General features: G+C 75.3%; 13 protein-coding genes. 8 read left to right on the forward strand and 5 right to left on the reverse strand.

Features of this window, described 5'->3' with window-relative positions:
• Positions 1-290 (forward strand): hypothetical protein (locus VGP36_15945; protein ID HEV7656206.1); only part of this gene is annotated, 290 nt, incomplete at its 5' end.
• On the opposite strand, the gene VGP36_15950 is transcribed toward VGP36_15945, so the two are convergent.
• A complete protein-coding gene (locus tag VGP36_15950) occupies positions 268-1,494 on the reverse strand; it encodes a DUF6596 domain-containing protein (GenBank protein HEV7656207.1) in 1,227 nt (408 codons plus the stop codon). The genes VGP36_15945 and VGP36_15950 overlap by 23 nt on opposite strands.
• Positions 1,478-1,870 (reverse strand): YciI family protein, encoded by a 393-nt coding sequence (locus VGP36_15955; GenBank protein ID HEV7656208.1) that lies wholly within the window; start codon positions 1,868-1,870, stop codon positions 1,478-1,480. The genes VGP36_15950 and VGP36_15955 overlap by 17 nt, the downstream gene beginning before the upstream one ends.
• Before the next feature lie 167 nt (positions 1,871-2,037).
• Between VGP36_15955 and VGP36_15960 the strand changes: the two genes are divergently transcribed.
• Both VGP36_15960 and VGP36_15965 read left to right on the forward strand, forming a co-directional pair.
• Positions 2,038-2,367 (forward strand): DUF6458 family protein, encoded by a 330-nt coding sequence (locus VGP36_15960; protein HEV7656209.1) that lies wholly within the window; start codon positions 2,038-2,040, stop codon positions 2,365-2,367.
• 403 nt (positions 2,368-2,770) lie between these two features.
• A complete protein-coding gene (locus VGP36_15965; GenBank protein HEV7656210.1) occupies positions 2,771-5,032 on the forward strand; it encodes a glycosyltransferase in 2,262 nt (753 codons plus the stop codon).
• 59 nt (positions 5,033-5,091) lie between these two features.
• Here VGP36_15965 and VGP36_15970 read toward each other — a convergent pair whose 3' ends face one another.
• Both VGP36_15970 and VGP36_15975 read right to left on the reverse strand, forming a co-directional pair.
• Positions 5,092-5,691, reverse strand: coding sequence for a hypothetical protein (locus VGP36_15970; protein ID HEV7656211.1), 600 nt, complete (start codon positions 5,689-5,691; stop codon positions 5,092-5,094).
• A 386-nt stretch (positions 5,692-6,077) separates the two neighbouring features.
• Entirely contained in the window at positions 6,078-6,869 is a 792-nt protein-coding gene (locus tag VGP36_15975) for an IclR family transcriptional regulator (protein ID HEV7656212.1), read from the reverse strand.
• Between the two features lie 95 nt (positions 6,870-6,964).
• On the opposite strand from VGP36_15975, the gene VGP36_15980 reads away from it, so the two are divergent.
• From VGP36_15980 to gcl, 3 genes are read left to right on the forward strand one after another with little or no spacing between them, the layout of a single operon-like run.
• Positions 6,965-7,783 carry a TIM barrel protein gene (locus VGP36_15980; protein ID HEV7656213.1) on the forward strand — a complete coding sequence of 273 codons (819 nt, stop codon included), beginning with the start codon at positions 6,965-6,967 and terminating at the stop codon, positions 7,781-7,783.
• Positions 7,780-8,682, forward strand: a complete 903-nt coding sequence (locus tag VGP36_15985; protein HEV7656214.1) for a 2-hydroxy-3-oxopropionate reductase — start codon at positions 7,780-7,782, stop codon at positions 8,680-8,682. Before VGP36_15980 ends, VGP36_15985 begins: the two co-directional genes overlap by 4 nt.
• Positions 8,679-10,403 (forward strand): glyoxylate carboligase, encoded by a 1,725-nt coding sequence (gene gcl / locus VGP36_15990; GenBank protein HEV7656215.1) that lies wholly within the window; start codon positions 8,679-8,681, stop codon positions 10,401-10,403. Before VGP36_15985 ends, gcl begins: the two co-directional genes overlap by 4 nt.
• On the opposite strand, the gene VGP36_15995 is transcribed toward gcl, so the two are convergent.
• Positions 10,375-11,877, reverse strand: coding sequence for a carboxyl transferase domain-containing protein (locus VGP36_15995; GenBank protein ID HEV7656216.1), 1,503 nt, complete (start codon positions 11,875-11,877; stop codon positions 10,375-10,377). The two genes, gcl and VGP36_15995, sit on opposite strands and share 29 nt — an antisense overlap.
• Before the next feature lie 85 nt (positions 11,878-11,962).
• Here VGP36_15995 and VGP36_16000 point away from each other — a divergent pair, with 85 nt between their 5' ends.
• Together VGP36_16000 and VGP36_16005 are read left to right on the forward strand one after the other, a co-directional pair.
• Positions 11,963-12,733: an isocitrate lyase/phosphoenolpyruvate mutase family protein gene (locus VGP36_16000; protein HEV7656217.1), complete on the forward strand. Its 771-nt coding sequence runs from the start codon at positions 11,963-11,965 to the stop codon at positions 12,731-12,733.
• A 49-nt stretch (positions 12,734-12,782) separates the two neighbouring features.
• Positions 12,783-13,634, forward strand: a complete 852-nt coding sequence (locus tag VGP36_16005; GenBank protein HEV7656218.1) for an ABC transporter permease — start codon at positions 12,783-12,785, stop codon at positions 13,632-13,634.
• The last annotated feature ends 32 nt before the right edge of the window (positions 13,635-13,666 follow it).

Raw genomic sequence — 13,666 nt, forward strand, 5'->3', positions numbered from 1 at the left:
ACCGGCGAGACGACCAAGAAACCACGGGAGTGCCGGCCACGTTCGAGGCGAACTCGGCCGCCAGCGCGGTCTCGGTGAAGGACATCCCGCAGGGCGCGGCGACCTCGGCGCTGCTGGCCGCCTCCCCGCTGGTCGCCGGCGTCACCGGCCGCTACTTCGAGGACTGCGCCGAGGCCGGCCCGCACCGGCCCGGCGTACGCCGCGGCGTCGCGGACCACGCGCTGGATCCGGTTGCCGCCGACCGCCTCTGGCAGGTCTCGCTCGACCTCATCGCCGGGCGCGGGCGTTGAGGTAGCGCTGCTCCGGGATGCTGGTCGCCAGCCGGGCCGCGGTCGCGTACGCGGTCCGGGCCTCCTCGACCCGGCCGGCCCGTTCCAGCAGGTGCGCGTGTACGGCGTGCAGCCGGTGGTGATGACGCAGCCGCCGGTCGGTCAGCAGCGGGGCCAGCATCGCCAGCGCGGCCTGCGGGCCGTCGACCTCGCCCACCGCGACGGCGTGGTTGAGCGTGACCACCGGACCCGGGGTGAGCGTCTCGAGCATCCGGTAGAGGGTCTCGATCTGAATCCAGTCGGTGTCCCGCGCCCGCGGCGCCTCGGCGTGCACGGCCGCGATCGCCGCCTGCAGCTGGTACGGCCCGACCGGGCCCGCCGGCAACACCGCCTCCACCAGCCGGACGCCCGCGGCGATCAGGTCCCGGTCCCAGCGCGAGCGGTCCTGCTCGGCCAGCGGGACCAGCGAGCCGTCCGGGCGGGTCCGGGCCGCCCGCCGCGCGTCGGTCAGCAGCATCAGCGCCAGCAACCCGCCGACCTCGCCGTCCGCGGGCAGCAGCGCGTGCAGCCGGCGGGTCAGCCGGATCGCCTCGGTGGCCAGCGAGACGTCGGTCAGCGCGGCCCCGGTGGTCGCGGTGTGGCCCTCGGTGAAGATCAGGTAGAGCACCTGGGCCACCGCCGCGACCCGGCCCGGCAGCTGCTCGGCCGCCGGCACCGTGAAACGCGCCCCGACCTGCCGCAGCCGGATCTTGGCCCGGCTGATCCGCTGCGCCATCGTGGCCTCCGGGACCAGGAAGGCCCGCGCGATCTGGGCCGTGCTCAGCCCGCCGACCGCCCGCAGCGTCAGCGCGACCTGGGACGGCCGGCTCAGTGCCGGGTGGCAGCACAGCAGCACCAGCGTGAGCGAGTCGTCCCGGTCGGGGACGAGGACCTCCTCGACCGGGCCGACCCGCTGCTCCCGGTCGGCCCGGGACCGCTCGGCCCGGCGCCCGTCGATCAGCCGCCGGGAGGCGACCCGGATCAGCCAGCCGCGCGGGTTGTCCGGCATCCCCTCGGCCGGCCACTGCCGCGCCGCCGCCAGCAGCGCCTCCTGAACGGCGTCCTCGCAGGTGTCGAAGTCGCCGTAGCGGCGGACGAGGGCGGACAGGACGAGCGGCGCGCACCGGCGCCACACGTCCTCCAGACCGGCCTCGCTCACCGCCGCGGGCTCACTGGTCCTCGCCACCCGGCCACATCACCGGGCGCAGCTCGACCACGCTGCCCGGCCCGGCGAACTGCGCGGCGATCTCCTCGGCCCGCTCCCGGCTCGCGGCGTCGATGAGGAAGAACCCGGCCAGCTGCTCCTTGGCCTCCGCGTACGGCCCGTCGGTGGCGACGTGGCCCTCCGGGGTCCAGCCGTAGATCGTCGAGGCGGCCGGGTCGGCCAGCGCCTCGGCCGTGACGAACTCCCCGGAGGCCGAGATCTCCTCCAGCAGCGCGTCGAACTCCTTGTCCATCCGGTCGTGCTGCTCCTGCGGCAGCGCCCGGCCCTCGGCGGTGTAGATCGAGGTCGGGTGGCCCCACGGGTCGGGGTTGGCGTGGATCAGGATCACGTACTTCATCGGGTCCTCCTTCGGCGGCCGCGTCCCTCGCGGCCGTGCAGTGGGGACGTCGGAGCCGATCCCCCGTTCTCTACATCCCAGCAGACCCGGGTTGGCGAGCTCGGACGGATGGGTAACAGACCTGTGAGCGGAGCCGCGTGGGGCGGCCCCTTCCGGAAGGAACCTCGATGGGCATCGCCGTCAGTCTCTTCCTCTTCGCGATCGGCGCGATCCTGACGTTCGCCACGAACGTCAGCGTGTCCGGGCTGGACCTGGACGTCGTCGGCGTGATCCTGATGCTGGTCGGGATCGTCGGGTTCGTCCTGTCGCTGGTGGTTTGGGGCCCCCGGCGCCGGGCGCTGGTCCGGGCCTCCCCCGTGGTCGAGCGGCAGGTCGCCCCTGGCCGCGAGGTCGTCACGGAGCGCCCGGCCGCACCCGGTGCGGTCATCGAGGAGCGCCGGCTCGTGCAACCTGCGCCGGTGGTGCAGGAACGCCGCTACCGACGCAAGATCAAGTAGTTCGGGTCGGTCGCTCCCGCAGGGAGTGACCGGCGGCACAGCGAATGAATTCGGCCCAACCGCGTCACGGGCCGGGCGCCGCGCAGTCCCTTACTGGTAAGGGTTCCGCGCCGCGACCGGCGCGGGACGACGACGGCGGCCGACGCGTCCGGGAGCTCGGTACCCGGACGGCCCGACGCACTCGCCCCGCGTCTCGCCCCCCGTCCCGGTTCCACCCTGCCCGACCGTCGCCGCCACCGTCCCCAGTGGACGGACCTCCGTCCCACCCGACGGAGCCCGTCCGCACGGACGGGACTCCGTCCTGATGGACGGGCGTCCGTCCTGCAAGTGAACGGGGCTCCGTCCCGAAGGGACGGTTGGAGACGCGCCGTCCCTTGTGGACGGACCAGACGGAAGGGTGCTCATGCTCGCAGCGATCCTGCTGGCCGGCCTCATCGCGGCGCCGGTCAGCTCGGCCGCGCTGTTCGTCCCGGTACGGTCCCGGGCCCGGGTGAGCGGGACCTGGCCCGCGACCCGCCGGCTGGTGCTGGCCCTGCTCGGCACCGCCGTGCTGGCCGCGGTCGTCGCCGCCGCGCTGGCCGGGATGCACGTGGTCCGGACGAACCTGGTCGCCGCCACCGCCGCGGTCGTGCTGGCCGGCCTGGTCTGGCTGCCCGCCACCCGGCGCTGGAACGCCCGCGCGCACCTGTGCTGGTCGGCCAGCGTGTTCCTCTTCGTCGCGTACCTGGTGTTCATCCTGCACTGGACGCTGATCAGCGGGCTCGGTGCGTTCGGCACGTCCGGTGGCGTGGTGCTCTGGGTGCTGGAGGTCGTCGCCGGCGTGCTGGCCTGCGCGTACCTCTGGGAGCTGTGCGACGCGCTCGGCACCGAGCGCTGGCGCCGCCGGGTCACCAAGGACACCCCGCGGGCGGACGCGATGCCGTTCGTCAGCCTGCACGTACCGGCCCACAACGAGCCGCCCGAGATGGTCATCGCGACGCTGAACTCCCTGCTGCGGCTAGACTACCCGAACTACGAGATCGTCGTCATCGACGACAACACCGACGACGAGGAGCTCTGGCGGCCGGTCGCGGACTGGTGCACCGAGCACGGGGTGACGTTCCTGCACCTGGCCGACTGGCCCGGCTACAAGTCCGGCGCGCTGAACGTCGCGCTGCGCGAGTACACCGACTCGCGGGCCGAGCTGGTCGGCGTGGTCGACTCGGACTACCAGCTGGAGCCGGACTTCCTGCGTCGGTGCGCGCCGCTGTTCGCCGAGGAGAAGGTCGGCTTCATCCAGGCGCCGCAGGACTACCGGGACTGGGAGCAGGCCTCGTACTTCCGCCGGCTCTACTACTCCTACGCCTACTTCTTCGCGATCTCGCAGCCGTCCCGCAACGAGCACGACGGCGCGATCTTCGCCGGCACCATGGGCCTGATCCGCAGGTCCGCGCTGGAGGACGTCGGCGGCTGGGACGAGTGGTGCATCACCGAGGATGCCGAGCTGTCGCTGCGGCTGCTGCGGGCCGGCTGGTCCGGGCTGCACGTGGACGAGTCCTTCGGCCGCGGCGTGATGCCGCTGACGTTCGAGGCACTGAAGAGCCAGCGCTACCGCTGGTGCTTCGGCGGGATCCAGATCCTGCGGATGCACTGGCGCTCGATGCTGCCCGGCCGACGGTCCGCCGACAACGAGCTCGGCCCGGCCCAGCGCTGGGCGTACTTCTCCGGCGCCGTGCAGTGGTACGGCGACCTGCTCGGGCTGGCGTTCTTCCTGCTGCTGCTGGTCGGCGCGGTCAACCTGGCCGCCGGCGGCGGGGACCTGTTCCGCAAGCTCACCGCGTTCGTGGTCGCGACCGTGCCGGTGCTGGTCGCGCTCGGCCTGCTGCGGGCGGTCGCGCTGCTGCGGCGCGGCACCGGCGCCTCCTGGCGGGACGCGGTCGGTGCGTTCCTCATCTGGCAGTCGACCACGCTGGTCGTCGCCCGCGCCTCCGTCCAGGGCCTGTACGCGCGCAAGGCCGAGTTCCTGCGTACGCCCAAGAGCACCGAACGCACCTCCTGGTGGACGGCGATCCGGGCCAACTGGGCCGAGACCGGGCTCGCGCTGCTCGGGCTGGCCGGGATCGTGGCCGGGCTGACCCGGTTCGACAGCTACGCCGGGCCGCTGCTGGCCGGGCTGCTGCTGGTGCCGACACTGGGGCTGGCGGCGGCGCCGGTCAACAGCCTGGCCGCGCAGCGGGCCACCCTGCCGCCGGACCTGGGCGAGCGGCGCAAGACCGAGTGGCTGCGGGACCGGCGCGTGGTCGCCGCCGGGATCGCGGCCGGCGCCGCGGCCGGGACGCTCGTCGGCGTCGGCATCGTGGCGGCGCTGCTGTCCGCGCCCGGGCCGGCGATCGTGCAGCTGCCGCAGGTGATCGCGCCCGCGCAGGGGCGGACCGTGGCGCCGGCGACCTCGCCCGCGCCGGCCCCGTCCGGCAGCACGTCACCCGGGCCGTCCGGATCCTCCGGGCCGTCGGGATCCTCCGGGCCGTCGGGGACCGCCCCGGGATCGAGCCCCGCGGCGCCGTCCGGGGCCGGGTCGCCGAGCCCGGTGCCGCCGTCGTCGCCCGTCCCGTCGCCGACCGGGTCCGCGACCAGCCCGGTGCCGCCGCCGGCCGCGCCGACCACGCTGCCTCCGTCCACGCCGTAGTCCACAGTGGACGGATCGATCGCCCGGCCGGCACGAGGGGTCCGGCCGGGCGGTCCACCCTACGGCGCGACGCGGATCGCGGTGACGGCGAAGCGCTCGACCGCGGCGACGTGACCGCCGGTCGCGGCCGCGACGGTGATCAGGGTTCCTGCGGCGGCGCCGAATCGGACCGGCACCGACCACCCGGTGTTCTCGCCGCCGGCCTCGGTCGCGGCGGTGCCGGGCACGGTCGCGGTGCCGGTGTGCAGGGTGACCACGACGCGCTCGTCCACGCCGGTGATCCGGCCGCCGACGGTGATCGGTGACCGCACCGTCGCGCCGTACGCGGGCGTGGTCAGGGTGAGCGTGGTGTCCCGGGTGCCGACGACCTCCCAGGCCCGGTCCGCGCCGCGGCCGATCGCGACCAGGTGCACGTCGGCCGCGGTGTGCAGGCTCCCGTCCGGCTGCCGGAACCCGACCGCGACGTAGGCCTCGGCGCCGTCCACTGTGGACCGGACGACCCGGTCGAGGGCGGGGTAGCCGAGGTGGCCGGCGAACCCGAGCGCGGTCGCGGCCGGGTCGCCGTGCCAGGGCTGGTGACCGCCCTCGCGGTGGGCCCGCTGCCAGGCCGCGACGTCCCGCTGGTCCGCGAACGGCCACAGCCACTGAACCGCCCGCACGGCCGGCGCCGCCCCGCCTGCCGGAGACGCCGGCACCCCGACCGCCGGCGCCCCGGCCCCGGAACCGGCCGCAGGCACCCCGGCCGCGGAACCGGGGACGGCCGAGCCCGCGGCGCCCGACCCCGCCGCCGACCCCGCCGCCGGAGGCGATCCCGCGGCCGAGCCCGTACCGAGAGCCGAGGACGGAGCCGAGGAGGGGGCGCGGAGCTGAGCGACCGCGACCAGCACGATCCCCACCACCGCCGCGACCGCGACCGCGATCCACCAGTGAGAAGCGCGCCGCGTCGGTGGCCGCCGCGGTGTCTGCAGGCTCGTACTCATAGCCGGTTCCCCCTGTGCTCGCACCTGTCGTTGCCAACAGGACGCGCACCACCCGGCTCCGGTTGTCAGCCGGGAAGGGCTTCCCGGCGCAGCTCGGTGCCGAGCTCCTTGGCGACGCGGTGCAGCACCGGCACGATCTCCGGGATCCGCTCCTCGGTCAGCCGCCCGGACGGCCCGGACACCGAGACCGCGATCCGCCCCGGCCCGCCGTCGACCGGCACGGCCAGGCAGCGGACGCCGATCTCCTGCTCGCCCTCGTCGAGGGCGTACCCCTGGTCCCGGATCCGGGCGAGCTCACCCAGCAGCCGGTCCGGGGTGGTGATCGTGTGCTCGGTCCGGGCCGGCAGCCCGGCCCGGCGGACCAGCTCCAGCACCTCGGCGTCCTCCAGCTGGGACAGCAGCGCCTTGCCCACGCCGGTGCAGTGGGTCAGCACCCGCCGGCCGACCTCCGTGAACATCCGCATCGAGTGCGGCGAGGGGACCTGGGCGACGTAGACGGCGGCGTCGCCGTCGAGCATCGCCATGTTCGCGGTCTCGGCGACCTCGGTGACCAGCCGGCGCAGGTGCGGCACGGCCCAGACCCCGAGCGCGCGGCTGGCGGCGTCACCGAGGCGGATGAGCCGGCCACCCAGCGCGTACCGCCGGGACTGCTCCTGGCGGACGTACCCGCTGATGGTCAGCGAGCGCAGCAGCCGGTGGATGGTCGGCAGCGGCAGCCCGGTCGCGGCGGCCAGCTCGGAGACGCCCAGCGTGCCGCCCGCGTCGGCCAGCCGTTCCAGCAGGTCGAACGCCCGGTTGAGCGACTGGACGCCGCCTCCGCCGTCCGGGCCCGGAGTCCCCACCCGGTCAGTATCCATCGGTCCCCGCCTTGACGTGAGTGTCGGCCTCTCGTACTTTTCCATTAGTCAGAAACAGTATTCCACAATACGGAAACCGATGGGCGGAAGAGACGATGGCTCCCCGCTACCTGGTCAACTGCTCGATCCTGTTCACCGAGCTGCCGCTGCTGGACCGGCCGGCGGCCGCGCGGGCGGCCGGCTTCGAGGCGGTCGAGTTCTGGTGGCCCTTCGACCGGGCGGTGCCGACGAACTCGGCCGTCGCGGAGTTCGTCGCCGCGGTCCGCGACGCCGGCGTCCGGCTGGCCGGGCTCAACTTCGTCGCCGGGGACCTGGCCGCGGGCGAGCGCGGGCTGGTGTCCTGGCCCGGCCGCAGCGAGGAGTTCCGGGCCGGGGTCGCGGTCGCGGTCTCGATCGGCCGGCAGCTGGACGTGCCCGCGTTCAACGCGCTCTACGGCAACCGGCTGCCCGGGGCCGACCCGGCCGAACAGGACGCGCTGGCCGTCGGCAACCTGGCCTACGCGGCCGCCGCCGCGGCCCGGATCGGCGCGACCGTGCTGGTGGAGCCGGTCAGCGGCGTCCCGGCGTACCCGCTGAAGACCGCGGCCGACGTGCTCGCCGTCATCGACGAGGTCCGGGCCGTGCACGGCTGCGAGAACGTCCGGCTGCTGGCCGACCTCTACCACCTGTCCGTCAACGGCGACGACGTCCCCGCGATGATCGCCGCGCACGCCGGGGAGGTCGGGCACGTGCAGATCGCGGACGCGCCCGGCCGGCACCAGCCCGGCACCGGCACGCTGCCGATCCCGGCCTACCTCGACGCCCTGACCGCGGCCGGCTACGACGGCTGGTTCAGCCTGGAGTACGTCCCCGAGGGCCCGTCCGCGGACAGCTTCGGCTGGCTGCCGGCCGGCGCGACGCAGGTGCGCTCGTGACCGCCGTCGCGTTCGTCGGCCTCGGCATCATGGGCGCGCCGATGGCGGCGAACCTGCTCGCCGCCGGGCACGAGGTCACCGGCTACAACCGCAGCCCGGCCGCGGTCGAGCGGCTCGCCGCGGCCGGTGGGCGGGCCGCGACCAGCGTGGCCGAGGCGGTCGCCGGCGCCGACGTGGTGATCACGATGCTGCCGGACAGCCCGGACGTCGAGGCCGTCGCGCTCGGCGAGGACGGCATCTACACGCACGCCAAGCCGGGCACCCTGCACGTCGACTGCTCCACGATCCGCCCCGACGTCGCGGCCCGGCTGGCCGCGGAGGGCCGGTCCCGCGGGCTGGCCGTGGTCGACGCGCCGGTCAGCGGCGGTGAGGCCGGCGCCGTCGCCGGGACGCTGTCGATCATGGTCGGCGGCGACGAGGACGACGTCGAGCGGGCCCGCCCGCTGCTGGCGGCGATGGGCAGCACGGTCGTCCGGGTCGGCCCGGCCGGCTCCGGCCAGACCGTCAAGGCTGCCAACCAGCTGCTCGTGGCCGGCACGCTCGAGCTGGTGGCCGAGGCGCTGGTGTTCCTGGACGCGCACGGCGTCGACCCCGGCCCGGCCGTGCAGGTGCTGTCCGGCGGCCTGGCCGGCAGCGCCGTACTGGATCGCAAGGCGCCCGGGATGATCGCGGGCGAGTTCACCCCCGGCTTCCGGGTCGAGCTGCACCACAAGGACATGGGCATCGTCACCGCCGCCGCCCGCGAGGCCGGGGTGGCCCTCCCGCTCGGCGGCCACGTCGCCGGGCTGCTCGCGTCCCTGCGCGCCCAGGGCCACGGGGCGCTCGACCACGGCGCCCTGCTCCTGCTCGTACGACAGCTGTCCGGCCGGGATGCGGCCGGGGACGGAGGCCGGTCATGACCCGGATGCGCGCGGTCGACGCCGCGGTGGCGATCCTGCTCAAGGAGGGGGTCGACACCGCGTTCGGGGTGCCCGGCGCCGCGATCAACCCGTTCTACTCGGCGATGCGGGCCAGCGGCGGCATCACCCACTACCTGGGCCGGCACGTCGAGGGCGCCGTGCACATGGCCGAGGGCTACTCCCGGGCCGCCGCCGGCAACATCGGGCTCGCGCTGGCCACCAGCGGTCCCGGCGGCACCGACATGATCACCGGGCTCTACTCGGCCTGGGCCGACTCGGTCCCGCTGCTCTGCCTCACCGGCCAGGCGCCGGTGGCCAAGCTGCAGAAGGAGGACTTCCAGGCCGTCGACATCGCCGCGATCGCCGCGCCGGTGACCAAGCTCGCGGTCACCGTCATGGAGGGCGGCCAGCTGCCCGGCACGCTGCAGCGGGCGTTCCACACGATGCGCTCCGGCCGTCCCGGCCCGGTCCTGATCGACCTGCCACTGGACGTCCAGCTGACCGAGATCGACTTCGACATCGACACGTACGAGCGGTTGCCGGTGCAGAAGCCGGCGATGAGCGTGGCCCAGGCCGAGCGGGTGCTGGACCTGCTGGCCGCGGCGGAACGGCCGCTGATCGTGGCCGGCGGCGGGATCGTCAACGCCGACGCGGCCGCGGAGCTGGTCGAGCTGGCCGAGCTGCTCGACGTCCCGGTGGTGCCGACGCTGATGGGCTGGGGCACCATCCCCGACGACCACCGGCTGATGGCCGGGATGGCCGGCATCCAGACCGCCCACCGGTACGGCAACGCCACCCTGCTCGCCTCCGACCTCGTCCTCGGCATCGGCAACCGGTGGGCCAACCGGCACACCGGCGGGCTGGAGACGTACCGGCGGGGGCGGACGTTCGTGCACGTCGACATCGAGCCGACCCAGATCGGCCGGATCTTCACCCCGGACTACGGCGTGGTCTCCGACGCCAAGGCCGCGCTGCGGCAGCTCGTCGACGTCGCCCGCGGCCGGCCGCGGACCGACCGCACCGCCTGGGTGTCGGAATGCCTGGAGCGTAAGGCGACCCTGCACCGCCGGACCGACTTCGACACCGTCCCGATCAAGCCGCAGCGGGTGTACCAGGAGATGAACGCGGCCTTCGGCCGGGACGTCCGCTACGTCTCCACGATCGGCCTGTCCCAGATCGCCGGTGCCCAGTTCCTGCACGTCTACGGCCCCCGGCACTGGATCGACGCCGGCCAGGCCGGCCCGCTGGGCTGGACCGTGCCGGCCGCGCTCGGGGTCGCGGTGGCCGACCCGGGCGCGACCGTGGTCGGGCTGTCGGGCGACTACGACTTCCAGTTCCTGGTCGAGAGCCTGGCCGTCGGCGCCCAGTTCAACATCCCGTTCCTGCACGTGCTGGTGAACAACTCCTACCTGGGGCTGATCCGGCAGGCCCAGCGGGCCTTCGACATGGACTACGCGGTCCAGCTCTCCTTCGACAACGTCAACTCCCCGGAGCTCGGCTCGTACGGGGTGGACCACGTCAAGGTGGCCGAGGGCCTGGGTTGCAAGGCGATCCGGGTGCGGGAGCCGGACGAGCTGCCGGGCGCGTTCGAGACCGCGCGCAAGCTGATGGCGGAGTTCCGGGTACCGGTGGTGGTCGAGGTGATCCTGGAGCGGGTCACGAACATCGCGATGGGCACCGACCTCGACAACGTCACGGAGTTCGAGGAGCTCGCCCGCTGAACTTCGCGGCCCGGCGCCGCAGCCGGTCCGGATCCGTACGGCCGCTGAGCGCGCCGAGCTCGGCCGCCAGCACGGCGCCGAGCCGGCGGCAGAACCGGTCCGGCTCGTCGGCCGCGTCCGGGGACTCGGCCACGATCCGGTCCACGATGCCGGCCGCGTACAGGTCGGCGACGCCGACGCCCTGGGACCGGGCCATGTCCGCGGCGTGGTCGAGGTCGCGGTACCTGATCGCGCTGGCACCCTCCGGCGGCAGCGGCGCCAGCCAGGCGTGCTGCGCGGCCACCACCCGGTCGGCCGGCAGCAGCGCGAGCGCGGCCCCGCCGGTGCCCTGACCGAGCAGCACGCTGACGACCGGCGCGTCGAGGGTGGCGAGGTCCTCCAGGCAGCGGGCGATCTCGCCGGCCAGCCCGCCCTCCTCGGCCTCCACCGACAGCGCCGCCCCGGCGGTGTCGATGACCGTGACCAGCGGCAGCCGCAGCTCGGTGGCCAGCCGCATGCCGCGCCGGGCCACCCGCAGCGCGCCGGGGCCGAGCGGGCGGGCCAGCGTCTCCTCGCCGCGGTCCTGGCCCAGGAACACGCATGGCACCGGGCCGAACCGGGCCAGCCCGAGCACCAGCGCCGGGTCCAGCTCGCCCTCGCCGGTGCCGCTGAGCGCGACCACGTTGGTGGCCGCGCTGTCCAGCAGCCGCCGGATGCCGGGGCGGTCGGGCCGGCGGGAGCGGGTGATCGAGTCCCAGGCGTCGCCGGCCGGCAGCGCGGGATCGGCCGCGGGCAGGGCCTCGCCCTCGGCCACCCGCGGCGCGCACAGCACGTCCAGCGTCCGGGCCAGCAGCACGGCCAGGTCGGCCGGGGCGACGACGGCGTCGATGAGGCCGCGCTCGGCCAGGTGCTCGGCGGTCTGCACCTCGGGCGGGAAGACCGTGCCGTAGAGGGCCTCGTACACGCGGGGGCCGAGGAAGCCGATCAGCGCGCCCGGCTCGGCCACCGTGAGCTGCCCGAGCGAGGCCCAGGAGGCGAGCACGCCGCCGGTGGTCGGGTGGCGCAGGTAGACCAGGTACGACAACCCGGCCCGCTTGTGCGCGGTGACCGCGGCCGAGACCCGGATCATCTGCACGAACGCGAGCGTGCCCTCCTGCATCCGGGTGCCGCCCGAGGCCGGCCCGGCCAGCAGCGGCAGCCCACGCTCGGTGGCGCGCTCGATCGCGGCGACCAGCCGGTCCGCGGTCGCCACCCCGATCGAGCCGCCGAGGAAGCCGAACTCGGAGACGACCAGCGCGATCGGGTGGCCGCCGATGCGGGCCTCGCCGGTCAGCACGGCCTCGTCCACGCCGCTGGACCGGGCCGCGGCGGCCAGCTCGGCCCGGTACGCCGGGTCGGCGCCGGAGTGGTCCACGGGCTCGTCCCAGCCGGTGAACGAGCCGTCGTCGACGGTGATCGCGAGAAGCTCCCGGGCCGAGAGGCGGTCGGACGTCACCGCCCCAGCCTGGCCGGATCCACGCCCCGAGTCGAGCCTTTCGACGGGTGTCGACAGGTCCGGTGACTACGGTGGCGGGATGGCTGTGACGTTCGCCGACCTGCACCACCGGGACACCACCCCGCTGCTGCTGCCCAACGCCTGGGACGTCCCGTCCGCGCTGGCGTTCGCGGCCGCCGGCTTCGAGGCCGTCGGCACCACGAGCTTCGGCGTCGCGTCGGGCCTGGGCCGCCCGGACGGCGCCCGCACCACCCGGGACGCCAACCTCGCGCTGGCCCACGCTCTGTCCACAGTGGACTGCCTTGTCAGCCTCGACATCGAGGACGGGTACGCCGACGACCCGGACGAGGTCGCCGGCTACGTCGCCGACCTGCCGGTGGCCGGGATCAACCTCGAGGACAGCACGGCCGGGGCGCTGGTCCCGCCGGCCGCGCACGCGGCCAAGGTCGCCGCGGTCAAGCGCCGCCGGCCGGACCTCTTCCTCAACGCCCGCGTCGACACGTACTGGCTGGGCCAGGAGGCGACGGTCGAGTCCACTGTGGACCGCGCCGGGCAGTACGTGGCGGCCGGCGCGGACGGGATCTTCGTGCCCGGGGCGACCGAGCCGGACGTGCTGCGGGCGCTGACCCGGGCGATCCCGGTGCCGGTCAACGTGCTGGTCGTGCCGGGGCGGTCGCTGGCCGAGCTGGGCGGCCTGGGGATCCGGCGGGTCAGCACCGGGTCGCTGCCGTACCGGGCCGCGATCCACGCCGCGGCCGAGGTCGCGCTGGCCGTCCGGGACGGGCGGGCGGTGCCGGCCGCCGACCCGTACGGGGAGCTGCAGGGCCGGCTCGTCGACTACGCCGGCCGCTCCTGAGGGCAGGCCGGTTTGCCCGGCGCTTGCCTGGCCGCCGTAGGGTCGCGGCGTGCCCCTCGTGTCCGCCGCCGGTCCGTTCGGCGGAACCGTCTCGGGGGACGTCCGGCTGGCGGTCGCGCTGCTCCTGCTGCTGGGGGCCGCGGCCGGGGCGCTGACCGCGAACGGGGTGCGGGTCCGGCGCCAGGTGGTGACGGCCTCGATCCGGGCCGCGGTCCAGCTCGCGGTGCTCGGCGCCGTGCTCGGGCTGGTCTTCCGCTTCCCGGCGGCGGCCGCGGTCGTGCTGGTGGTCATGCTCGCCACCGCGACCCGGACCGCGGCCCGGCGGCTGCGCGACTTCCCCGGCGCGACCCGGGCGGTGCTCACCGCGAGCGTGGCCGGCGCGTCGACCACGCTGGTCGTCGCGTTCGCCACCGGCGCCGTCGACCTGTCCGTCCGGTACGTCGTCGCGCTGGGCGGCATCACCCTCGGCGGCACGATGACCGCCTGCACGCTGGCCGGCCGGCAGCTGCTGGCCGGCATCCGGACCCGCCGGGACGAGGTCGAGGGCTGGCTCGCGCTCGGCGCCACGCCGCGGCAGGCCGTCCGCGACATCGTCCGTACGGCGGCCGGGGAAGCGCTGCTGCCCGCGATCGACCAGACCCGGACGGTCGGCCTGGTCACGCTGCCGGGCGCGTTCGTCGGCGCGCTGTTCGGCGGCGCCTCCCCCGGGTCGGCCGCCCGGTTCCAGCTGATCGTGCTGGTCGGCCTCCTCACCGCCGAGGCCGTCGCCGCGGTCACCCTGACCTACTCCCTCGGCGCCCCCCAGCCCCTCCCCCTGCCCTCGGATGACCGCGCCGCCGGCGGCGATGGCACCGTGCGCGCGGCGTCCAGGCCACGACGGGTCCTGCGCCGCCGGACCTGACGGCCGTTCTCCTGGACGGAGACCCGTCTCAC

It is taken from the genome of Mycobacteriales bacterium (assembly GCA_035995165.1).
Classification (GTDB): domain Bacteria; phylum Actinomycetota; class Actinomycetes; order Mycobacteriales; family CADCTP01; genus CADCTP01.